This is a genomic window from Streptococcus sp. ELY_90 (assembly GCF_058314475.1).
This window is the reverse complement of the sequence record NZ_JBZFUJ010000005.1, coordinates 60,952-82,718: the sequence shown is the minus strand read 5'-3', so window position 1 is coordinate 82,718 and position 21,767 is coordinate 60,952. Positions and strand designations below refer to the sequence as shown.

The 21,767-nt window shown below is 42.1% G+C and carries 19 protein-coding genes and 2 pseudogenes; 8 read left to right on the top strand and 13 right to left on the bottom strand.

Annotated features, from left to right (window positions below):
* Positions 1-17: 17 nt before the first annotated feature.
* Complete coding sequence (locus AC4HAF_RS04525) at positions 18-299, bottom strand: bacteriocin (protein ID WP_491092019.1); 282 nt, start codon at positions 297-299, stop codon at positions 18-20.
* Positions 300-733: 434 nt separating this feature from the next.
* Here AC4HAF_RS04525 and AC4HAF_RS04520 point away from each other — a divergent pair, with 434 nt between their 5' ends.
* Together AC4HAF_RS04520 and glpK are read left to right on the top strand one after the other, a co-directional pair.
* Positions 734-898 (top strand): hypothetical protein, encoded by a 165-nt coding sequence (locus AC4HAF_RS04520; protein ID WP_491096840.1) that lies wholly within the window; start codon positions 734-736, stop codon positions 896-898.
* A 142-nt stretch (positions 899-1,040) separates the two neighbouring features.
* On the top strand, positions 1,041-2,561 hold the full coding sequence (gene glpK / locus AC4HAF_RS04515; RefSeq protein ID WP_491096839.1) for a glycerol kinase GlpK: 1,521 nt from the start codon (positions 1,041-1,043) through the stop codon (positions 2,559-2,561).
* Between the two features lie 222 nt (positions 2,562-2,783).
* On the opposite strand, the gene AC4HAF_RS04510 is transcribed toward glpK, so the two are convergent.
* The 3 genes from AC4HAF_RS04510 to serS form a co-directional block, all read right to left on the bottom strand.
* Complete coding sequence (locus AC4HAF_RS04510) at positions 2,784-3,143, bottom strand: hypothetical protein (RefSeq protein ID WP_491096838.1); 360 nt, start codon at positions 3,141-3,143, stop codon at positions 2,784-2,786.
* 43 nt (positions 3,144-3,186) lie between these two features.
* On the bottom strand, positions 3,187-3,414 hold the full coding sequence (locus tag AC4HAF_RS04505) for a bacteriocin (RefSeq protein WP_491096837.1): 228 nt from the start codon (positions 3,412-3,414) through the stop codon (positions 3,187-3,189).
* Between the two features lie 331 nt (positions 3,415-3,745).
* A complete protein-coding gene (gene serS, locus AC4HAF_RS04500; RefSeq protein WP_491096836.1) occupies positions 3,746-5,029 on the bottom strand; it encodes a serine--tRNA ligase in 1,284 nt (427 codons plus the stop codon).
* A 478-nt stretch (positions 5,030-5,507) separates the two neighbouring features.
* On the opposite strand from serS, the gene AC4HAF_RS04495 reads away from it, so the two are divergent.
* The gene (locus tag AC4HAF_RS04495; RefSeq protein ID WP_491092025.1) at positions 5,508-6,590 is read left to right on the top strand and encodes an acyltransferase; all 1,083 of its coding nucleotides are present in this window, start codon (positions 5,508-5,510) and stop codon (positions 6,588-6,590) included.
* 208 nt (positions 6,591-6,798) lie between these two features.
* Here AC4HAF_RS04495 and AC4HAF_RS04490 read toward each other — a convergent pair whose 3' ends face one another.
* The 4 genes from AC4HAF_RS04490 to AC4HAF_RS04475 form a co-directional block, all read right to left on the bottom strand.
* On the bottom strand, positions 6,799-7,176 hold the full coding sequence (locus AC4HAF_RS04490; RefSeq protein WP_491092026.1) for a DUF956 family protein: 378 nt from the start codon (positions 7,174-7,176) through the stop codon (positions 6,799-6,801).
* Positions 7,177-7,407: 231 nt separating this feature from the next.
* On the bottom strand, positions 7,408-8,319 hold the full coding sequence (locus AC4HAF_RS04485) for a PTS system mannose/fructose/sorbose family transporter subunit IID (protein ID WP_491092027.1): 912 nt from the start codon (positions 8,317-8,319) through the stop codon (positions 7,408-7,410).
* A 15-nt stretch (positions 8,320-8,334) separates the two neighbouring features.
* Positions 8,335-9,150, bottom strand: a complete 816-nt coding sequence (locus AC4HAF_RS04480) for a PTS mannose/fructose/sorbose transporter subunit IIC (protein ID WP_491092028.1) — start codon at positions 9,148-9,150, stop codon at positions 8,335-8,337.
* Positions 9,151-9,245: 95 nt separating this feature from the next.
* Positions 9,246-10,238: a PTS sugar transporter subunit IIB gene (locus tag AC4HAF_RS04475; protein ID WP_491096835.1), complete on the bottom strand. Its 993-nt coding sequence runs from the start codon at positions 10,236-10,238 to the stop codon at positions 9,246-9,248.
* Here AC4HAF_RS04475 and AC4HAF_RS04470 point away from each other — a divergent pair.
* Positions 10,222-10,497, top strand: a complete 276-nt coding sequence (locus tag AC4HAF_RS04470) for a hypothetical protein (RefSeq protein WP_491096834.1) — start codon at positions 10,222-10,224, stop codon at positions 10,495-10,497. The genes AC4HAF_RS04475 and AC4HAF_RS04470 overlap by 17 nt on opposite strands.
* Before the next feature lie 85 nt (positions 10,498-10,582).
* Here the strand turns inward: AC4HAF_RS04470 and AC4HAF_RS04465 are convergent, their stop codons facing one another.
* From AC4HAF_RS04465 to rnhC, 4 genes and pseudogenes are all read right to left on the bottom strand, one after another.
* Positions 10,583-11,053 (bottom strand): hypothetical protein, encoded by a 471-nt coding sequence (locus AC4HAF_RS04465; RefSeq protein WP_491096833.1) that lies wholly within the window; start codon positions 11,051-11,053, stop codon positions 10,583-10,585.
* Between the two features lie 322 nt (positions 11,054-11,375).
* Positions 11,376-13,581: pseudogene (gene recD2, locus AC4HAF_RS04460) on the bottom strand (SF1B family DNA helicase RecD2); the annotation flags it as partial.
* An 83-nt stretch (positions 13,582-13,664) separates the two neighbouring features.
* The gene (gene lepB, locus AC4HAF_RS04455) at positions 13,665-14,252 is read right to left on the bottom strand and encodes a signal peptidase I (protein ID WP_491092032.1); all 588 of its coding nucleotides are present in this window, start codon (positions 14,250-14,252) and stop codon (positions 13,665-13,667) included.
* 13 nt (positions 14,253-14,265) lie between these two features.
* The gene (rnhC, locus tag AC4HAF_RS04450; protein ID WP_491096832.1) at positions 14,266-15,162 is read right to left on the bottom strand and encodes a ribonuclease HIII; all 897 of its coding nucleotides are present in this window, start codon (positions 15,160-15,162) and stop codon (positions 14,266-14,268) included.
* A gap of 208 nt (positions 15,163-15,370) precedes the next feature.
* Here rnhC and AC4HAF_RS04445 point away from each other — a divergent pair, with 208 nt between their 5' ends.
* The 4 genes and pseudogenes from AC4HAF_RS04445 to trxA form a co-directional block, all read left to right on the top strand.
* A complete protein-coding gene (locus AC4HAF_RS04445) occupies positions 15,371-15,676 on the top strand; it encodes a hypothetical protein (RefSeq protein ID WP_491092034.1) in 306 nt (101 codons plus the stop codon).
* Positions 15,673-16,218: a CvpA family protein gene (locus AC4HAF_RS04440; protein WP_491092035.1), complete on the top strand. Its 546-nt coding sequence runs from the start codon at positions 15,673-15,675 to the stop codon at positions 16,216-16,218. Before AC4HAF_RS04445 ends, AC4HAF_RS04440 begins: the two co-directional genes overlap by 4 nt.
* 70 nt (positions 16,219-16,288) lie before the next feature.
* On the top strand, positions 16,289-18,619 hold the full coding sequence (locus AC4HAF_RS04435; RefSeq protein ID WP_491096831.1) for an endonuclease MutS2: 2,331 nt from the start codon (positions 16,289-16,291) through the stop codon (positions 18,617-18,619).
* Positions 18,620-18,689: 70 nt separating this feature from the next.
* Positions 18,690-19,007: pseudogene (trxA, locus tag AC4HAF_RS04430) on the top strand (thioredoxin); the annotation flags it as partial.
* A 566-nt stretch (positions 19,008-19,573) separates the two neighbouring features.
* Here trxA and mutY read toward each other — a convergent pair.
* Entirely contained in the window at positions 19,574-20,737 is a 1,164-nt protein-coding gene (gene mutY / locus AC4HAF_RS04425) for an A/G-specific adenine glycosylase (RefSeq protein ID WP_491096830.1), read from the bottom strand.
* Positions 20,738-21,767 lie beyond the last annotated feature (1,030 nt).

Here is a 21,767-nt window from a genome sequence, read left to right as displayed (position 1 = left end):
TTCTTTCTAGCAGCAAATTAAATCCAAGGGCCCCAATTATCAACACTGGCTCCAGCCAGACCTAAAGTAGCAGCGCCGGTTACAGCTCCGCCGATAGCTCCGACTGTAGTTCCTGCAACGGTTCCGACAACTGGAAGAGTTACTGTTCCAACGGCTGCTCCGGCAACCCCTCCCGTTAAGAAGCCGCCCACTCCTCCGGCTACGGCACCAACGGCCCCTAAAAGAACACCGCCGGCCTCAACGGATGACAGAGATTCGGTATCCAACGTTTCAAATTGTTCAAAAGCTAAAGTGTTCATTCAACAAGATCTCCTTTTTTATAATTTATATTCATAATAATACTTTTTTTGCAAAAATCAAGGAATGAAATTAATTGTTGTGAAAACGTTACCTTCTTGAAAATATCCCTTTTACTTTCTGAATATTTTCTTTAAAAATAATATTATGGTAACATAATTATTAAAATACCATCAATACATAAACGGATAGTAGGTAAGAACTATCCTTTTTTTATAATCGACCTGATTGCTGTATATTTATTGAGTTGATAATTGTAAAACAGTTTATTTGCACATATGCAAATAAGTAAAAATAAATTTTCATATTTGCGAATTTTTGAAAACTGCGAACTAAAATGGTAAGGTAATATTAGAAATAACGTTGTTGGCTTTGCAGGCAGCAAAATAGCTTTTGTTAATATTGTCAGTTGATTATACTAGCAGGGGTTCATAATATGAAAAAATATTTAGCTATTCCTTGTGTATTGATAGTCTTATTTTTAGGGATTAGGGTTCTCTTAACATCAAGTAATATGCTGCAGATAACATTTGCCCTTATTGGCATGCTGCTGGTTTTATTCGGCGTTTTTAGAGAATACGGTAAGGCTGACAAAAAGTAAGGTCAAGTAGACTTTTTGATGTCTTTTCGCTAGTATTTTATCAGAGATAACAGGGTCTTCTAAAAGGCTCTTTTTTCTCGCCTTGTGAAAAGAAAGCGAGTAAGGTATAATGTCTGTAAACGTTATCAAAAGGAGACGACAGGTGACAGAATCTTATATTTTAGCAATTGATGAGGGAACAACGTCAACGCGGGCCATTCTTTTCGACAAAGCGGGAAAGAAAGTACATGAAGCTCAAAAAGAATTTCCCCAATATTTTCCGCAGCCCGGCTGGGTCGAACACGATGCCAATGAGATTTGGAATGCTGTGCAGGCGACCTTAGCAACTCTTTTTATTGAGTCCGGTATTAAACCTCAGCAGATTGCAGGCATCGGTATTACCAATCAGCGTGAAACTACGGTTATCTGGGATAAGGCAACAGGCTTGCCCATCTACCATGCGATTGTCTGGCAGTCCAGACAGACCAGCAGTATTGCTGATCAGCTGGTAGCTGACGGTTATCAGGAGATGATCCATGCCAGAACAGGCTTAATTGTTGATGCTTATTTTTCGGCCACTAAGATTCGCTGGATCTTAGACCAAGTACCGGGTGCCCAAAAGCGGGCAGAAAATGGGGAGCTGCTCTTTGGGACGATTGACACTTGGCTGCTCTGGCGTTTAACAGGCGGGCAGGCGCATATGACAGATTATTCTAATGCCAGCCGAACCATGCTGTTTAATATACATGAGTTGACTTGGGATCAAGAGATTCTGGATTTGCTGCAAATTCCGTCTAAGCTCTTGCCGGAAGTAAAGGCTAATTCAGAAATATACGGACATACCGTTCCTTTTCACTTTTTTGGCAGTTCCGTTCCTATTTGCGGCATGGCAGGAGACCAGCAGGCGGCTCTCTTTGGACAGTTGGCCTTGGAAGAAGGAATGGTCAAAAATACTTATGGGACAGGTGCTTTTATTGTTATGAATACAGGAGCACAGCCCATTAAGTCAGCCAATCATCTTTTAACGACGATTGCTTATGCTTTAGATGGAGAGGTGACCTATGCTTTGGAAGGCTCTGTCTTTGTAGCAGGCTCTGCCCTGCAATGGCTGCGCGACAAATTGCATCTCTTAGCTTCAGCACCTGATTCCCAAGCGGCGGCCTACCGTTCTAAAAGCCATAACGAAGTTTATCTGGTTCCTGCTTTCACAGGACTTGGAGCTCCTTACTGGGACAGCGAAGCGCGCGGTGCGGTTTTTGGTCTGACCCGCGGAACGAGCGATGATGACCTTATTAAAGCAACCTTGCAGTCATTAGCATATCAGACGCGCGATGTCATAGATACCATGCGGGCTGATACGGGTATCGCTATTCCTCAGCTGCTGGTGGATGGCGGTGCGGCTATGAATACTTATCTTATGCAGTTTCAAGCAGATATTCTGCAGATACCGATTGAACGGGTAGCTAATCTGGAAACAACAGCTCTGGGAGCAGCTTTCCTAGCAGGTTTGGCTGTTGGTTATTGGCAAGATACAGAAGAATTAAAGGGGCTTTTTGCTGGCGGTCAGCGATTTGAACCGTCAATGCCTGTCAAAGAAGCACAAGAGCTCTACCGCGGCTGGCAAAAAGCTGTTGCCGCCACTCGTTATTTTTCTGCTAAAAATCAAAAGAAAGAAGGTTCTTAATGAAAAAATTTAAGTATTTCTGTGAGTAAAGCGCTAAGATGAAGGAATGGTAAGCTGTTCATCAGAAGTTAAATTTACCGGGCCTATTGTCAGCTGCGGGGCTGATGTGAACTCTTTTTGTTAGAAAATTGCTGAATTAATCAAAAAAGTCCTCAGAAAACTTTTCTGAGGACATCTTCTTTAGTTTACGACCTGGTTTCAAACAGGTTTGGCTGTTATTGATCAATCTTTCTTCTTTCTGGCTATCCACCTGACAATCCCGGCAACTAAGAGCACTGTTGTTAAACCTAAAGCGACAATAATTACCGTGGAGTTGACTACAGTGGGTAAGGTATCAATTTTATTGATTAAGCGCATGGCAGAAAGGACAGCGAGAAGAAGTAAGGCAGAAGATTCAATCCTGATAAGTGACGTCATTTCATTATCAATTGCCCATAAAAAGCCTGGGAAGCAAACTAATGCAATCGCTATTACAAATAGATTTGACAATTTCTCCTCACCATTGTTAATAACTGTCATCATAAGAATATTTGATATGATGATAATTGCTGTACAAATGACAAAAGAACTTTTTCTTCTCACGATAACCACCTCAAATATTAGCTTGATTTAACAAATACCTAGATTAGGTTGCCAAACCATAGCCAATGTATGCACCTGAAGCTGCACAAGTAGCAAGGTATGCTGCGCCCACTCCCCAACCGATTGGACCAGTAGTTGCGCAGAGCGCCATAGTCGCACCAAGATAAACTGTAGTACCACCAAAAACACGATCCCAATCGACTCCGCCTTCCACACTGGCAAGCATGTCATCGTCCATAAGTTTGAACTGATCAAAAGCTAAAGAATTCATGATAAACTCTCCTTTAAATTTTTATTTATTCCTGCTCAATTAAGTAACAGGATTTTAACTTATCGGATACATTTTCATTCTAGGCTCGTTTTAAGAAAAAATCAAGGGGAGCAAGATTTGCCATGTATACTTAATTATTTTGATATATTCGGATAATCTTTTAAAAGCAACGTAAAATAAAATAATCTATTCTCTTATTTTGACAGTCTTAGTAGGATTTCTGATTACTCATCAAGATTAAAATTGCTCTTACTAAGAAAAAACTATGGCGCACCTGCAAGTACACTCTAGTTGTAATGGAGTAAAAGCAATTTATTAGCTGAAGCTGTGTTTATTTATTTTTGGGACCGATAACCTCAGCTCCGCCCATATAAGGCCGGAGCGCTTCAGGAATAGTAACTGAACCATCTTTGTTTTGGTAATTTTCAAGAATGGCAGCGACTGTACGGCCCACGGCAAGACCTGATCCGTTGAGAGTATGAAGCAGTTTTACTTTGCCGTCAGCTTCGTCGCGGTAGCGGATTTGAGCGCGGCGGGCTTGAAAATCTTCGGTATTTGAGCAAGAAGAGATTTCACGATAAGTGTTTTGTGCAGGAATCCAAACTTCTAAATCGTAGGTTTTGGCTGCTGAAAAGCCCATGTCGCCGGTACATAGAGTAATAACACGATAAGGCAGTCCCAGTTTTTGCAGGATATTTTCGGCGTTGGCCACCATTTTTTCCAGTTCATCGTATGATTCTTCCGGCTTAGCAAACTTGACCATTTCAACCTTGTGAAATTGGTGCAGCCGGATGAGCCCGCGGGTATCACGGCCGGCAGAGCCGGCTTCTGAACGAAATGAGGGGCTCATGGCCGTAAAGTAGATTGGCAAGTTTTTGCCGTCGATAATTTCATCGCGGTAGTAATTGGTTAAGGGAACTTCAGCGGTCGGGATAAGAACATAGTCAGTATCTGCCAGTTCAAAGGTGTCTTCTTTGAATTTTGGGTATTGACCTGTCCCAAACATAGACTCATGATTGACCATATATGGCGGAATAACCTCTGTGTAGCCTTCTTTAGCGTGTTCATCCAGCATGAAGTTATAGATAGCCCGCTCTAAACGAGCTCCCAGTCCTTTGTAAAACAAAAACCGTGAACCCGTGACTTTGGCACCGCGTTCCCAATCTAAAATATCAAGATTTTCACCAATATCCCAGTGCGCTTTGATGTCAAAATCAAAAGCAGGCGGAGTTCCCCAGCGGCGAACCTCGACGTTTTCGTCTTCATCAGCTCCTAGAGGAACGCTCTCGTGAGGTGTATTTGGCAAAATGGTAATGATGGCATTTAGTTTTTCATCGATTTCAGCTAATTCAGCATCGATTGTTTTAATTTGAGCTGATAGCTTTTGCATAGCAGCAATCTGCTCAGAAACGTCTTCTTTATTGCGCTTCGCCTGTGCGATAGCAGCAGATGCTGTGTTGCGCTCGGCCTTAGCTTCCTCAGAACGGATGAGAAGAGACCGGCGTTTGCTGTCAAGGTCTTTTAGTTCTTGCAAGGTGTCCTCTTCAACACCGCGATTGACTAATTTTTCAGCGATACTGTCAAAATTATTGCGAATACGTTTAATGTCTAACATAAGTTAAGATACCAAGGGCGTAAAATCCGATAGAAAAGAGGCAAGCAGCAAAGTGTACTGGTACACTGGACGGCATATCTTTTTTGGGATTCAGCCCGGGTTCAGTTAAGCATAGCTGCTTAACCAAACTTTCCTTTCTATTTTAATAAAAAAACACAGATAATGACTTGCTGGAGCGCCTTAAGCGCGGTTCCATCCAGCTTCACATTCTGTGCTCTTAATTACGGTAATAAAAAATATCACGGTAGAATTTCACATGGTCTCTTTACCTGCTCGCAGCAGCCGCAGGCTTTCTGAAAAAGATTCGATGCTACTTATCCGTTGTTTTCATTATACAAGATTTAAAATAGAATGTAAATATGGAAGTTTAGAATTCTCTTGTTCAGAATCATTAATTTTATGAAATTACTTTAACAAAATATCTCAAATTTAAAACAATTTTCCCTTTGCCTGTTTCCTGTGTTAAAATAGTAAAACGATGAAAGAAAAGATTAGAGAAAACAGACAGTCACACTATAATTCTGGCATCGATTTTCTTCGTATTTTTGCAATGTTTATGATTGTTGTTACCCATGTTCTGGGGAAAGGCGGCATTCGCTCAACTGTAGAAGAGGATTTTGATCCTTATTATTTTGTGACATGGAGCATTCAAGTGCTGGCTTACAGCGCGGTTAACTGCTATGCCTTAATCAGCGGTTATGTTGGTGTTCATTCACGCTATCGCTATTCGAAGTGCCTTTCTTTATGGCTGCAAGTCTTCTTTTATACAGTTGCTTTTACTGCAATTTTTACATTCTTGCAAAAACCGGTAACCTATCATGACTGGATTGAGGCTTTCTTTCCTATAATCACAGGGCAGTATTGGTATGTGACAGCTTATTTTGGGCTCTTAATTTTTATGCCCATCTTGAATCTGGCTTTAAAACGACTGAGAACAAAAGATTTAAAGCATACGGTCATTTTGGCAATTGTCTTTTTTTCTGTGCTTCCGGTTTTGTTTAATACGAAGGTGGATGAGTTTTCCTTTGCCAAGGGCTTTAGTATGAACTGGCTGATTGTTCTTTACATTATCGGGGCCTATTTGCAGCGGCTTGATTTAAAACATTTATTCAGCCGCAGACTGATACTTCTGATTGCCCTGACGGCCATGGCCGCAACGCTCGCTGCTAAACTGCTCATTGGTGATATTTGGTACTGGTACACCTCACCGACACTTCTTTGTGAAGCCTTAGCTATTTTCATCTTCTTTGCGACTTTAGATATAAAAAAGGACAGCCGTTTTTTCAAGCTGATCAAGGTGCTGGCTCCGACAACACTGGGAGTTTATCTGTTTCACCTCAATCCTTTGATGGTTCGCTTTTTCTTGGAAGATGGTTTTGAATCATTCGTTGCAGCTCCTATTTGGCTCTTTCCTTTTCTGATTTTAGGAACGGCTTTTCTTATCTATGTGGTCTCTACGGTGGTTGAGATTTTGAGGATAAAGCTGTTTGATATGCTGAATCTGCAACGCTTTATCATGAAAATAGACAGTTGGCTGCCTTTTGGAGACTATGATAACTAAAAAGAGTCTTGGACAAAAAAGTCCAGACTCTTTAGCATTATTCCAGATTTACCAGATTGACGCAGTGGTTGGGAGTAAAACTTGTCGGCTTAGCCGACTTAGTCTTACCCCTGCACAGTTATTAGATGCTTTAGCACCACTGAACCACTGCTGGTTTTTGTCCCACTCTCTTTTCATTGCCTTATTCATAAGAAATAGGCTTAATTGTTTAATTCTTAGCCGCTTTGTTTTTTCTGCTGAAACGCGAAGCGATTTTTTGAATGAGGCTGGGATACCTCACAACCTTGTCGTTGCCGATATGCTGGCGGGATATTTTTAAGATTTTACCTGAGTCAGATGATGCAAAGAGAAATTTCCCCTGGTCAGTAACGATTTCAAAATGCCGGCTGACTTTTTTTCGGCTGACATTGGCGCCCATTTCAATGATGCTTGTCCAAGGAATCTGAATGAAGTGCTCGACATTGGCATCGTTGTAAAATTCAAAGGCGCGATCGCCTAAGAGAAATTTACCGACTTTACCGCCGATGCCCAGATAAGAAACCCCTTTGCCTGTATATTCTACTTTTGTATTGATTGATTGTGCCATAATATACTCCTGAATAATATGTTTTATTATATCAAAAAAAAATAGGCTTAAGCTATTTCAGATAGCAAAATAGCGATAATCAGTTATAAAGCTGAGGCCTTCTGACTGAGCAGCTCAGCTTTTGAGCAGCAAAAAACTCCCCTGTGAGCTCAATGAAACTTTTCACTGCCGCGATTAGGGGAGTAGGTCTGCAAAACTCTAAAGAATTTTCAGTAGTAAAACAGCTTAATCTTACATCAATCCAATGACATGGGCTACGATACCAACGATAAAGAGTCCGATGATGATTGTGATTGGAGAAACTTTTTTCTTAAGCAGCCACATACACAAGAAGGTAAGAAGCAAGCCCATCAGACCTGGGATCAAAGAGTCCAGCTGACCTTGCAGGGTGTTTACTTTGTCCTGTGTTAAGCTGAGGCCGTCTGCTACCTGACCGAGGATCTTTTGCAGTTGAGAGCCTGAGACACTGCCGTTAGGAAATTCAATATAAGCTCCTTTGGCAAGTGGTGTTGATGGAAGACCTACAGTAAATTTAATAGATACCCAACGTTCTACTAAGGCTGCTAGGATGAACATACCTAAGATAGAAGCCCCTTTGGTAATATCTTTAAGAATACCGCCGGAGAGGTCTTTTGTAATTTCAGAACCTGCTCTGTAACCGAATTCTTGTGTGTACCACAAGAAGGCCATACGGATAATATTCCAGCCAAAGAAGAAAATGATTGGACCAAGGATGTTGCCTGAAGATGCAATAGATGCACCGAGGGCACCGAGGATAGGACGAATGGTAAACCAGAAGACCGGATCACCGATACCGGCTAAAGGTCCCATCATACCGATTTTAACCCCTTGGATAGCGGCATCATCGATTTCAACACCGTTAGCACGTTCTTCTTCCAGAGCGAGGGTAACCCCCATAATAGGAGCAGCTACGTAAGGGTGGGTATTAAAGAATTCCAGATGGCGTTCCAAAGCAGCAGAACGCTCTTCTTTTGATGTATAAAGTTTTTTGATGGCGGGGATAAGTGCGTAAGCCCAGCCCAAGTTTTGCATCCGTTCATAGTTCCAAGAACCTTGCAGGAAAGTGGAGCGCCACCAAACTTTACGACGATCAGATTGTGTTAATTGAATTTTTTCTGCCATGTTAATCGCTCCTTTCTAGTAGTCTTCTAAGATGTCGCCGATTGGATCTCCGGAACTGCCGGCTGAACCACCGTTACCGGAACCGCCTTGTTTTGAAAGGTTGAGGTAAATAAGAGCCATAGCAACACCAATTGCACCAAGAGCGATTAAAGTTAGATCGCTAAGGGCAGCGAAGACAAAACCGAGAACGAAGAACGGCCAAACTTCACGAGTTGCCATCATGTTGATAACCATAGCATAACCAACGGCAACAACCATGCCACCGCCGATTGTCATACCATCTGCCAGCCAGTCAGGAATCGCATTGAGCATTGATTGTACAGTTGATGTAGGAAGAGCGAGCAGAAGGGCTGCGGGAACAGCGATACGAAGACCTTGCAGGAGAAGAGCAGTGAAATGGGCACGTTCTACCCCAGCGATGTTACCATTTTTAGCGGCCGCATCAGCACCATGAACGATTGCGACGGAAAGAGTCCGGACGATCATGGTAAGGGCAAGTCCGGCAACAGCCAATGGTACGGCAACAGCAGTTGCGACACCGATACCGCGCTGGCTAAAGTTACCGCCTTTTATCATGATGATAGCGGCAGCAGTTGCAGCTAAAGCGATATCCGGTGCAACCGCTGCACCGATATTTGCCCAGCCGAGAGCAATCATTTGAAGTGAGCCACCTAGGATAATACCTGCTTCAAGATGGCCTGTCACCAAACCGATCAATGTACATGAGACCAGTGGTTGGTGGAATTGAAATTGGTCGAGAATACCGTCCAGCCCTGCGAAGAAGGCGACGATAACGACTAAAATCATAGAAATAATAGAAATATCTGACATGTTTCTACATCCTTCCTTTTTGATTAAGTTATAAGTGAATTGATAAGGACGACGAGAAGATAACGGGTCTGTTTCAAAGAACAGTCACCTTATCTTTACTGTACGTGAGCTTTTTCAATGAGTTCAAACAAGTCTTTTTGAGTGTCGTTTGGCACCTTGCGAACATCAAACTTCACGCCTAAATCGCGGAGTTTTTCGAAGGTTGCGACGTCATCTTTATCCATGGAAATAACATTGTTGACCATTGTTTTTCCGGTTGAGTGAGCCATTGAACCGATGTTTAATTCTTTGATCGGCACACCGCCTTCGATCGCTTCAAGAGCTTCTTGAGGTGTTTCAAAGAGAATCAGGGCATGTGTATTGCCAAAACGTGGATCTTTGGCTGCTTCAATCAATTTCTTAATTGGAACAACATTGGCTTTAACACCGCCTGGTGCGGCTTGCTTGATCAGACCTTTGCGCAGCTCGTCTTTTGCTACGGTGTCAGATGCTACGATGATACGATCAGCCTTAGAAGCCGGTGTCCAGTTGGTAGCGACCTGTCCATGTAAAAGTCGTGTGTCCACGCGGGCAAGGTTGATCTTGAGCTTACCATCACCAATAACCGTTCCTTCGGGGATGGCACCTTGAGGCGCCACGCTTGCAGCAGCGGCAGCAGGTGCTGCGTCTTTGGGCTGCAGCTCTTCAGGGAGGGCTTTGACACCGTCCTTAGCCTCTTTGATAATATTTGCAGCTACCTTTTCAACCCCGGCAGACGCATCCATCATGCGTTCTGTATAGGCTTGAATCAGCATAGGCAAATTGAGTCCGGTGATGATTGCAAATTTACGGTCAGGATTTTCTTCCATGACACGGCTGGCCTGATTAAATGGAGAACCGCTCCACAAGTCAGCCAGAACTAAAATCTCATCATCCGCATCGAATGCAGCAATTGCATCGTTGAATTTGGCATAAAGGTCATCAGGTCCTTCACTTGGCATGAAAGTCACAACTTGAACTTTCTCTTGATCGCCAAAGATCATAGAACCAGATTGATGAATACCAGCGGCAAACTCACCATGACTGGCGATAATGATTCCGATAGCCATTCTTGTTCTTCCTCCTTATAAAAATTTTTTCTCAATTAAAAAGAATAATGCTCCTTGGATCAAGTCACAAAATTCTCCTTTGTTAAAGAAATTTAAGAACATTATTATTGTAAAACGTTTTCATGAAAAAAGCAATAGCTTTTTTATAAAAAAAGGCAAAAAACGGCAAAAAACAGCAAAACTGCCCATTTTACACGGGAAAAAATTTTCAGAAAAAGACAGTGTTAATTTTAATTTTGCCAGAATTTGCCAGAAATAGTGGCAGATAATGACAGATTTTAAAACTCCAGACCGTCAAAAAAAGCTGAAGACATAGCCCCAGCTTTTTGTATTGCTTAAAAAGATTACTCTTCTTCTTTTCCGGCCAGTGTTCTTGCTTTTTGGATAGCGTAAAAATACAGAACAATATAGGCGGCTTGAATCAAGAGCGCAATGACTGACAATTGGTTGAAAATCACGAAATAAACGATGTTAAAGGTTGACAGTATAATCCCTAAATAATAAGGAATTGAGCTGACAGACTGTTCTTGCTTTAATTTTGATAAATTGATGAAGCAAAAAACAGCGATAGCGATATTGATAATAAGCGTGACAACAGTAATCATAATGGCTGTTGATGTGATGGATTGTTTGAGGGCAGCTAACTGCTCTGCGGTTAACTTGTATTGATCAATTTTTCCGCTTTGAATAGCTTGGCGCAGGGAAAAAGCGCCAAGTATGCCCCAAAGTCCTAAAATAATGCTCAAGGTATTGAGAACAGCAACGACAATTGTGCTGGTTTTCAGCGACTGCCTCACTTTTTCGTATGATACCATATAAACCTCCTAAAAATAAAAAAGCCTGTGTCTTATGACACAAGCCTATTTTAACATAAAGTAAAGCTGTTGAAAATAGATGAAAAGGGCATTTTGCAGTCTTTCAGACTGTGTTTGCAAAAATACATTGCCATGATCATTTTGTCCTAAAAATAAGTAAGCTACTTTTTAAAGAAAATCTCAAAATCAGCTTGTGACAGACCGATCATAGGGTCGATAGTCAGCAGATTGTTTTCGGTCAGGATGAAGGCATCTTTTTTGGGAACCTGCAGGTTTTCACCGCCTTGTTCCGTCTTCTCCAAGACTGCCGAAATTTGCTTAGTTTCCGGGACTTTAAATCGTTGGACAAGATAGGTCCGGCGCACGGTTCCCTGATTCTTAACGGCATAATCAAAGGCTGCTATTTCACCCAGCATTATCAGTTTGCTTTTGGCGCGTGTAATGGCGGTATAAATGAGATTGCGCTGCAGGAGCCGTCCTCCTTGACGCGTGATGGGAAGAATAACGACTTTAAACTCGCTGCCCTGAGATTTATGGATGCTCATGGCATAGGCCAGTGTGATCTTGATCCAGTCACTGCGAGGATAGGAGACTTCTGTGCCTTCAAAGTCAATGACAATTTCGTCCTGCTTGGATTCAGTGTATTTTGCAGGCATCAAATCAGTGATGTAGCCGATATCGCCGTTAAAAACATTGATTTCGGCATCATTGACCAAATGAAGAACTTTGTCACCCTTGCGAAAATGCAGGTCATTGAACTGAAATTCCTGCCGTCCGGCTAAGGGATTGAGGAGCTCCTGCATCAATGTGTTAAGGTTGTTAATGCCTGCCTGTCCGCGGTACATAGGAGCCAGAATTTGAACGCCCTGGGCAGCAATGCCGCTTTTAAGAGCAGCTTTGACAATCTTAGTTATCATTGGAGGAATGTGGCTGCTCTGTGCTTCAAAATAAGAACGATCCGCTTTTTTTTCTGTAAAATCAGGAGGAAGAATGCCCTGCCGAATTTGGCTGGCCAAGGTGACAATCGTTGAATCCTCAGACTGTCTGAAAATCTTGGTTAGTGAGACCTGCGGCAGCGAGCTGATTTTCAGTAAATCAGCCAGCACCTGTCCCGGACCGACAGAAGGGAGCTGATCACTGTCACCGACAATAATAACCTGTGTGTCTGATGCGATAGCGCTGAACAGCTGATTGGCCAGCCAGGTATCTACCATGGAAAACTCGTCAATAATAATCAAATCACAGTCCAAGAAATCTTCGAGCGCCTGATAGTCGCTGTCGCTGTTTAAACCCAGATGGCGGTGAATCGTCGCACTGGGAAGACCTGTTAATTCGTTCATGCGTCTGGCTGCCCGGCCGGTTGGCGCAGCCAGAATAATAGGAATATCGCTGCTGTCAAGATCAATATTATGAAGACTGGCATAGGCTTTAATGATGCCGTTAATGACCGTTGTTTTTCCTGTTCCCGGTCCGCCGGTCAAAAGAAAGACTTTGTTTTGCAGCGCTTTTTGGATAGCTTCTTTTTGAGTGGCGTCATAGTGAATAGTGAAGTCTTCCTGAACATGTTTGATTTCAGCTTCAATATCTGTATCGTTGACAGGTTTTTGCAGCGGCTGTTCAAGAATACGGGAGAGGTGCTTTTGAATACCAACTTCCGCATAGAAAAGCGTATTATCAAAGATTTTAGTGTCAATATTCTGCACCTTATCCTCGGCAATCAGTCGGCTCAGCTCCTCAGCCACCTGACTGGGATCAAGTTCGATTTGTCTAGCTTCTTCAAGAATAAAAATGGCCTTTTCCAGCAATTCTTTAGCTTCAATGTAAGTGTCTCCCTGATTGATGGAGGTTTCCAAAAGAGTATGGACTAAAGCTGCACGAAAACGCTGGGGAGCATCACTTTCAATTCCCAGCTGCTCAGCTAACTGGTCCGCCAGTTTAAAGCCGATTCCCTGAATGTCCTCAACCAGCTGATAGGGATTTTCATTGATGATATCCAGACTGTCTTCTCGGTAATGATCAAAAATCTGGACGGCAAGTTTAGTGCTTAAACCATATTCCGCCAGCTTGGCCAGGATTTGTTCGGTACCGTAATTGATTCGCAGCTTGCTGACGAATTTTTCCCGGTTGACTTTAGAGAGACCGGCGATACTGCTTAGTTTGCTGGGATCTTTTAAAATTTTATCAATGGGTTCGTCACCGTAAAGCTGGATAATTTTTTCAGCAGTTTTTTTTCCGATGCCCTTGAAATGTTCGCTGGAAAAGTATTTAATCAAGCCGGCAGAAGAAGGTTTAGCGCGCTCGTAGCGCTCGACCTTCAGCTGTTCGCCGTATTTGGGGTGCTGGGTCAACTCTCCCCAAAAGGTGTAATTTTCTCCTTCGATCACATCGGCAATGGTTCCGGTGACAATAATTTCAAAGTCATCAAAATCACTGTCGGTATCATCAATTTCCAGAAGAATAATCTTAAAAAAATTACTGGCATTTTCGAAAATGACACGTTCGATAGTGCCTGAAAAATAATAGGTCATAGCAGTTCCTTATAAAAAATCGAGAGCGGAAATAACCTCAAAGCTGTCTGAGTTTTCCTGCTCCCGTTTAGTTGAAAGTCTTCTTATTTATTTGAAATAAAACGGACAGCGTTGAGCGGCCAGAAGCGGAATTTCACTTCTCCCACCAGCTTATCCTTGGAAAAAGTTCCGACTTGGCGGCTGTCTTTGGAGACAATGCGGTCATCGCCCAAAAGAAGATAGCGGTTTTTGGGCACTTTAATGGTAAAGCTGGCATTTCCTTGGCTGTCCGTTGTAAATGCGGTGGATTTTGAAGCCAATTCTTGGAAATAGGGATTGTAAGAATAAGTATTGTACAGTCTGTCCGCAGCGAATTTTTTCTTATACTGTTTCAGATAGGTTTCATCCGCTTTTTTACCGTTGATAGAAAGCATGTCATTTTCATAGGTGATAGTGTCGCCGGGCATACCGATAACACGTTTTACGATATGCTTATTACCTTCAGTGGCAACGACAATATCAAAGTGTTCAATAGATGCTGTTTTCACAACGATAAGATGTTCTCCGTCAGCCAAAGTAGGGTCCATCGAGTGGCCGTCTACCTGAACAGGGAACCAGACAAAGAGACGCAAGAGTCCGAAAACGATCAAGAAGGACAAAAGGAGTCCCCATTCTTTTAAAAAACTTTTCATGATACCATCCTTATTATTTTAGTAATTGATAGGCTTTTTCTGTATTTTTGAAATGGAGCTTGGCTGTATGCCTGAGCCCGTCTTCTCCATAAACTTTTAAAATCTGACTGGCTGTCCTATCAGATTGGGAACCTGCACCGCTGGGCAGATTAAAGCCGATTTCCTGACTTAAAGCAGCAAGATTGTCTAAAAAGAGCTTGCGGGCAATGATAGAACTGACAGCGACTGCCAGATATTTTCCTTCTGCCTTTTCTTCCAGACTGATAGGGTTGGAAAAACGATTGGCCTCATGCTTCACATATTTTTGATAATTATTGAAGCTGGTGAAGGCATCAATAACAATTTTATCAGGTGCGGCTCCTTCTTTCAAAAGCAGAAAGATGGCTTGATTGTGCATGGCTACCTTAACAGAAACTGCATTGTGCCTGTGCTTGGGACCTACTGCCTGATTGTATTTTTGAGGCGTCAGAAGCAGTGCCTTATGCGGTATTTTTTCCTCTAATAAGGGCGCAATCTGGCGAATTTTAGCATCTGTCAGATTCTTAGAATCATCTACGCCTAACTTTTTTAGAAAGGGACCGTCAGAGGACCGGACAAAACTAGCAACCACTGCCAAGCCGCCAAAGTAAGACCCGTTTCCCACTTCGTCAGAACCAATGAAAGAAAGATTTTTGCTGCTTTGCTCATCTTGATGGGCAGGCTCGGCCTGAAAACCTAAAGTGTGAGCAGTTTCTGAAATGTTTTTTCCTTGGAAAACAACCTTGCCTGAGGTGTAAATCAGGATTGTAGTCTCTTTAAACTTGGCAGCAAAACGAACGTAAGAATTGCTGTTTTGAATGCGAAAGCTACTGAGTTTTTTGATCAGGTCTTGGACAGCCTTTTCATCGAGCTTCAGAACAAAAGTATTCATAAAATATATTTTAGCATAAAAAAGCAAATCTTTGGAATATTCTAATGTGATATGGCTGATAAAAACGCGATTAAAATTTTTGTAAAAAATTTTTAAAGGAAAAAATCTTCTGTTTTTCCTGCCTGAAAGGGATTTTGGGAGAGAAATTAAAAATTCTCTAATTTACGAAAAAAAGATTTTACGCTATAATAAAATTCGAGGTGGACTTATGACAAGTAAAAATCGTTACAAATTCACGTTTGGTGAAAAAACATTAACCCTGACAACCGACAAAGACAATCTCTTTATGGAAGAGATTGAACGGGTTGCGAAAGAAAAATATGATGCCATTAAAGAAAAATTGCCTCAGGCCGATGATGAAACGATTGCCATCTTGATGGCTATCAATGCCTTATCGACCCAGCTCAGCCGAGAAATTGATTTTGATAAAAAAGAAGAAGAGCTGGAAAAATTCAGAACGAAGGAACTGTCTATTTTGAAAGGCCGGGCACAGCGAAGCGGAGATAAAAAATGATATCGCTTTTGATTCTCTTGCTTTTAGCTTGGAATTTTTATATTGGCTATCACCGCGGTATTATCTTACAGACTTATTACTTTACAGCCAGTCTGATTTCGCTGGGAATCGCTGCAGCATATTACAAACCTCTGGCTCAAGTGCTGACACTTTGGGTGCCCTATACTAATGCCAGTGAAGGGGCATCTGTCACTTTTTTCAGTTCAGTAGGTTTGTTTGAATTGGATCAGGTATTTTATGCGGGCTTGTCCTTTTTTAGCCTTTATGTTTTGGCTTATCTGATTTTTCGCCTGCTTGGTATTTTTGTGCACTTTGTCAGGCTGGATCGTTTTGAGAGACCCGTTTTTGCCTGTGTCAGCGGCGGTTTAGCCGTTTTGGTGACCATGCTGTCATTCAATCTCTTTTTCAGCATTTTGGCAACTATACCTGTCGATGCGGTCCAGAATTTTCTGGCAGGAAGCTGGGTGATTCGTCTGTTGATTAATTTTCCTTTGCTTTCATGGATGGTCAATCATTTTTGGATAGCTGCTGTATTAAAGTGAGGTTCGGCCTCGCTTTTTTACTGCGGTTTTTAGTGTCCGGCATTTTGCTGCATTGTGGTATAATAAGGCCATGAATACAAAGATTTTAACGGCCTTGGAATTTGATAAGGTAAAAAAACAGTTTGCCGGTTTTCTGCAAACCGAGCAGGGACAAACAGAACTAGACAGCTTACTGCCGATGGCTGATAGGGCTAAGATAGAGCGTTCTTTTGAAGAGGTGGCAGATGTTGAGCAGATTTATCAGGAATACGGCTCTTTTGGGCTGGGACACAGTCAGGATATTTCTGAGAGTTTGCGCCGCTTAGAATTGGGAGCTGATCTCAATATTCAAGAACTCCTTGCCTTTAAGCGGATTTTACAGCTGTCGGCTGAAATGAATGACTTTTACGATAACTTAGAGAATGTTTCATTAACCGCTTTGAATCGTGTGTTTGAAAAAATTGAGCGTTTTCCTGATCTGCAAGGAAGCCTGCAGGCGATTAATGACAGTGGTTTTATCGAGGATTTTGCCAGCCCGGAATTAACGCAGATTCGTCACAAAATTCAGCAAAATGAGCAGCAGGTTCGTCAGATTCTTCAGGAAATGTTAAAAAAACAAGGTGACTTGCTGGCTGAAAACCTTATTGCCAGCCGCAGCGGCCGCAGTGTTTTGCCTGTCAAAAACACTTATCGCCACCGGATTGCAGGTGTCGTTCATGATATTTCGGCTTCCGGCAGCACGGTTTATATTGAACCCAGAGCTGTTGTCAACCTCAATGAGGACATGACACAGGCGCGTGCTGATGAACGCCACGAAATGATGCGGATTTTACAGGCCTTATCGGACAGGCTGCGCCCTGAGACAGCTGCCATCAGAAATAATGCTTGGCTGCTGGGGCATCTTGATTTTGTGCGTGCCAAGTATCTTTATATGAGAGAGTATCAAGCGTCTATTCCCAGCTTGACTGTTGACAAAACCATTCAGCTGCTGGGCGTCCGCCATCCTCTTTTAACGCATCCGGTCGCTAATGATTTGCATTTTGGCACGGATACAACCGCCATCTTAATTACCGGCCCCAATACAGGCGGTAAGACGATTATGCTGAAGACACTGGGAGTAACTCAACTTATGGCTCAGTCAGGCCTTCCGATTCCGGCTGATCAAGGGAGCAAGACAGCTGTCTTTAAAGAAATATTTGCTGATATCGGTGATGAACAGTCCATTGAACAAAGTCTGTCGACCTTTTCAAGCCACATGACGCATATCGTTGATATTCTGCAGACCGCTGATAAGGACAGCTTGGTACTTTTTGATGAACTGGGCGCTGGGACAGACCCGCAAGAAGGTGCAGCCCTAGCCATGAGTATCTTAGAGCACCTGCGTCTGTCGGATATCAAGACAATGGTGACCACACACTATCCTGAACTTAAGGCCTACGGTATTGAGTCGGATTATGTGGAAAATGCCAGCATGGAATTTGATATGGTAACGCTGAGTCCTACCTATCATTTCATGCAGGGAGTGCCAGGGCGTTCCAACGCCTTTGAAATAGCCCGACGTCTGGGTCTGTCAGAAATTATTGTTTCAGAAGCCGAAAATATGACAGATACAAACTCTGATGTCAACCGGATTATTGAACGTTTGGAAAATCAGACCATTGAAAGCCGCAGGCGTCTGGACAATATTCGTGCGGTTGAACAGGAAAATCTCAAGTTTAATCGTGCTGTCAAAAAACTTTATAATGAATTTTCACATGCCAGAGATAAAGAATTGGACAAAGCAAAAGCTCAGGCTCAGGATATAGTTGATAAGGCTTTGGCAGAAAGCGACAGCATTCTCAAAAACCTCCATGCTAAATCACAGCTTAAACCCCATGAAGTCATCGAAGCCAAAAGGCAGCTTAAAACCTTGGCGCCTGATATTGATTTATCTAAAAACAAGGTCTTAAAAAAGGCTAAGAAAAAACGAGCAGCCCGGGTAGGAGATGATATCATCGTCAGCAGCTACGGACAAAGAGGAACTCTTGTCAAGCAGCTTAAGGACGGCCGCTGGGAAGCTCAGGTCGGACTAATCAAAATGACTTTGCAAGAAAGTGAATTTGATTTAGTGAAAAAAGACAGTGCCAAGAATCCTCAGAAAAAACACGTTCAGGTGGTCAAAAAAAGTTCTCAAAAGGCTCCCCGTGCTCGGCTTGATCTGCGCGGTAAACGTTATGAAGAGGCTATGCAGGAGCTGGATGAGTTCATTGATCAGGCACTGCTCAATAATATGGCTCAGGTAGATATTATCCATGGAATTGGAACAGGGGTTATCCGAGAGGGTGTCACCAAGTATCTGCGCCGCAATAAAAATGTTAAAGAATTCGGTTATGCCCCTCAAAATGCGGGCGGTTCAGGAGCAACAATCGTTACCTTCAAATAGCGTAGCAAATATTAGGCAAATGATATCTTTTAGTGTAGAATAGGCTTATAAAAAACAATGGAGGAAAAACACTATGACAAAAGCAGTCACAGATACAACCTTTGAAGCAGAAACAAAAGACGGTCTTGTTCTTGTTGATTTCTGGGCAACTTGGTGCGGTCCTTGTCTCATGCAGGCTCCCATCCTTGAACAGCTTTCAGAAGAACTGGACGAAGACGAACTCAAAATTGTCAAAATTGATGTTGATGAAAATCCTAATACAGCACAGCAGTTTGGCATCATGAGCATTCCAACGCTTCTCTTTAAGAAAAACGGCGAAGTTGTTAAACAAGTAGCCGGTGTTCATACTAAGGATCAGCTTAAGGCAATTGTAGCCGAGCTTGGTTAATGAGCTGTATTGCTATCAGTAAAGAAAGATTGAGACGAAAGTCTCGATCTTTTTAGTTTATCTTTGTAACTTAATTTCATAAAAATAACACCCTAATCGTTAGATTTTGTGTCCAACTTTTGGGGTGCAGGTCATTTCTCAGAGCTCTTTTTTAGGAGATTTTACCGCAGTCGTAGACCTTCAGGCCGTACGAATACGTATGCAACAGCTACTGTCAGCTTAAACGGCAAAGCCGTGAGAAGATGACTAGCAGCCACTGCTATGAAAAAGATACGCTCACTGTTTGAGCTTTAGCTCCTTACAGTGATGGGTACCGAGCCATGTTTGGTGAAAATTTTACATTAGTTGTTACTATTTTAACAGCAAAACAGCCCAACAAAAGTTGGGCCGTTTTTAGGAGATTTATGAAAAAGAAAAGTTTTGGGAATCCTATTGCTAGGATGACTCTAGTATAGAGGTGCTTCCTTAAGACAGGCTTAAAGAATTCTTTCAGAAAGCTTAAATAACATTTTTTAGTCAGTCAAAGAACATTTCTGAGATGATTTTGCAGGGACAGGCAGGTGATTTTAATATTTTTTGGAGTCTATCGTTTTCAAATAGGCTTCTATCATTTTTTTCTGAGGTGTCGCCATGGGAAAACGGTCAAACTCTTTAGCAGAAACCCAGCGAAGCTCATGTTTGGCTGGCAGACTGTCGCTTGCCGTGAATCCTTCTGTCAGCTCAATTTGCCATTTTTGATGGCTGAAAGTGTGTTTAACAGTTTTAAAAACCTTATCAGACCAATCAACTGTCAGCTGATAATCCTCTGTAAAAATCTGTTTTTGCGACTGCGTTTCTAAAACAGTGGCTTCATCATTTTCAAAGAGATTCAGCTGCCGGCTGATAAAGTCCGTTTCCAGAAGCGGAAATGTCCAAAAGCTTTCCAATAAACGCCCCTTATTATTTTTTTCGAGCAGGAAATCGCCCTTTTGGTTGCGGATGACAAAGGCCTGGATCTGCACGGGACGCGGCTTTTTCTTAGGCAGTTTAATCGGGTACTTGTCCATTGTCCCGTGGAGATAGGCAGCGCTGAAAGAGCGGACAGGACTTTCTTCCGGCCGTGGATTTTTGGCGGCTTCAATATCTGTTCCCAAGTCCATTAGCGCCTGATTAAAATCTCCGGGTCGCTTGGGATCAATGAGTATTTTGGTGATGGTTTGAAAAATCTTACGATTTTTAGGATTGCCAATATCATAGTCAACTTCAAAGAGCCTGGCCATCACCCGCATGACATTGCCGTCAACTGCCGGCTCTGGCAGGTCAAAAGCGATACTGGCAATAGCTCCGGCTGTGTAAGGACCGATTCCTTTTAGTTTAGCAATAGCATCATAAGTATTGGGAAAGTAACCGCCATGCTTTTCCATAATTTGCCGGGCAGCGGTCTGCATATTGCGCACACGGGAGTAATACCCCAAACCTTCCCAAGCTTTAAGTAATTGTTCTTCGGGTGCCTGAGCCAAATCCTGAATGCTTGGAAACCAGTCCAAAAAACGTTCATAGTAAGGGATGACTGTTGTCACCTGAGTTTGCTGGAGCATAATTTCAGAGACCCAGATGCAGTAGGGATTTTTTGTCCGGCGCCAGGGCAGATCACGCTTTTCCTGATCATACCAAGCTAATAATGTTTTTCTAAAGGAAGCAATTTTGTCTGCTTTCCACATTTTGATACCGTAATCATTTAAATCTAGCATAAAACTATTGTAGCAGATGCTGATTTATTTTCCAAAAAAGTCATATTTTTAATAGTTTTATCTTGACAAATGTAAGCGGTTACGATAAAATGAATTTAGAAAAAAGATAAGAAGTCATTAACAATAAGGAGGAATTCTTATGGTAAAATTGAATATCGCACGGTACAAAAACGGAGATTAAATATTTCTATAAACCATTAGTTTTTTGTTAAATAGGAGGTGGCGCTTATGTTAATGCTTGATGTAGGTCGCTATAAGAACGGTGACAAAGAATAGACGGTAGGCAGTAACTTTACAAATAATGTTTTATTGTAGATGTGATAAACAAGCAAGAGGACAGTTGAAGATTATAATCGGGATATGAAGAATAAACGACCAGAGACGATTGTACGAAAAAAAGAAGTTTTGGGTGGTCATTATTTAAAATCCTTACAAGTAAATGCTCGCGAGCAGAGTCCTCTGCTTTAATAAATAAGAATAAAGTTATGGTCGACAATCTAGGTAGATATTTAGGTTGGAGAGCTCAAAGACCTAGTAATTCTTAAATAGAATATTAAAGGAGGTCTACCATTTTAGAGATAAATCAGAAAGACTATGAAAATAGTGAATAACTCCTTGAAAATCAAAAAGTGCAAAGGAGAAGTCCAATGACACTTTGATTGTAAAAGCAGAAGGAACCCCGGCGATGAGCGTGTAAATCGTCGGGGTTTATTGTATGGGCTGAAGCGTGACTCTTATGATTAAGAATTATGAGAGTGAGAAAAAAGTGTCTAATTCTCGTCTAACTACTTGATCTCAAAGTAAATGATGGCATAAATCCCTATTAGGAGGCATTCTAAGAGACCAAGGCCGGCGTAAATATAGCGCACAGTTTTGCTGGGAGTTGTTGAACCAATTCTTGCTAAAGTTGAAAAGCTAGCTGATACAATAAGCATCACTATTATTGAAAGGTAAAGTTTTTTCATTACATTGTATGCCCTTATTCCCAATCTTCTAAAGTTCCTTTAAAACTTCTTATTATAATGGTGAT

What these genes read in the sequence shown, in the direction of transcription:
- AC4HAF_RS04495 (WP_491092025.1), top strand. Translation starts at nt 5,508, where the DNA reads ATGAAAGAAAAGATTAGAGAAAACAGACAGTCACACTATAATTCTGGC.
- AC4HAF_RS04435 (WP_491096831.1), top strand. Translation starts at nt 16,289, where the DNA reads ATGAATACAAAGATTTTAACGGCCTTGGAATTTGATAAGGTAAAAAAA.
- mutY (WP_491096830.1), bottom strand. Translation starts at nt 20,737, where the DNA reads ATGCTAGATTTAAATGATTACGGTATCAAAATGTGGAAAGCAGACAAA.
- AC4HAF_RS04465 (WP_491096833.1), bottom strand. Translation starts at nt 11,053, where the DNA reads ATGGTATCATACGAAAAAGTGAGGCAGTCGCTGAAAACCAGCACAATT.
- AC4HAF_RS04520 (WP_491096840.1), top strand. Translation starts at nt 734, where the DNA reads ATGAAAAAATATTTAGCTATTCCTTGTGTATTGATAGTCTTATTTTTA.
- AC4HAF_RS04505 (WP_491096837.1), bottom strand. Translation starts at nt 3,414, where the DNA reads ATGAATTCTTTAGCTTTTGATCAGTTCAAACTTATGGACGATGACATG.
- AC4HAF_RS04480 (WP_491092028.1), bottom strand. Translation starts at nt 9,150, where the DNA reads ATGTCAGATATTTCTATTATTTCTATGATTTTAGTCGTTATCGTCGCC.
- AC4HAF_RS04470 (WP_491096834.1), top strand. Translation starts at nt 10,222, where the DNA reads ATGATTCCGATAGCCATTCTTGTTCTTCCTCCTTATAAAAATTTTTTC.
- AC4HAF_RS04475 (WP_491096835.1), bottom strand. Translation starts at nt 10,238, where the DNA reads ATGGCTATCGGAATCATTATCGCCAGTCATGGTGAGTTTGCCGCTGGT.
- AC4HAF_RS04485 (WP_491092027.1), bottom strand. Translation starts at nt 8,319, where the DNA reads ATGGCAGAAAAAATTCAATTAACACAATCTGATCGTCGTAAAGTTTGG.
- rnhC (WP_491096832.1), bottom strand. Translation starts at nt 15,162, where the DNA reads ATGAATACTTTTGTTCTGAAGCTCGATGAAAAGGCTGTCCAAGACCTG.
- AC4HAF_RS04440 (WP_491092035.1), top strand. Translation starts at nt 15,673, where the DNA reads ATGATATCGCTTTTGATTCTCTTGCTTTTAGCTTGGAATTTTTATATT.
- lepB (WP_491092032.1), bottom strand. Translation starts at nt 14,252, where the DNA reads ATGAAAAGTTTTTTAAAAGAATGGGGACTCCTTTTGTCCTTCTTGATC.
- AC4HAF_RS04525 (WP_491092019.1), bottom strand. Translation starts at nt 299, where the DNA reads ATGAACACTTTAGCTTTTGAACAATTTGAAACGTTGGATACCGAATCT.
- serS (WP_491096836.1), bottom strand. Translation starts at nt 5,029, where the DNA reads ATGTTAGACATTAAACGTATTCGCAATAATTTTGACAGTATCGCTGAA.
- AC4HAF_RS04490 (WP_491092026.1), bottom strand. Translation starts at nt 7,176, where the DNA reads ATGGCACAATCAATCAATACAAAAGTAGAATATACAGGCAAAGGGGTT.
- AC4HAF_RS04445 (WP_491092034.1), top strand. Translation starts at nt 15,371, where the DNA reads ATGACAAGTAAAAATCGTTACAAATTCACGTTTGGTGAAAAAACATTA.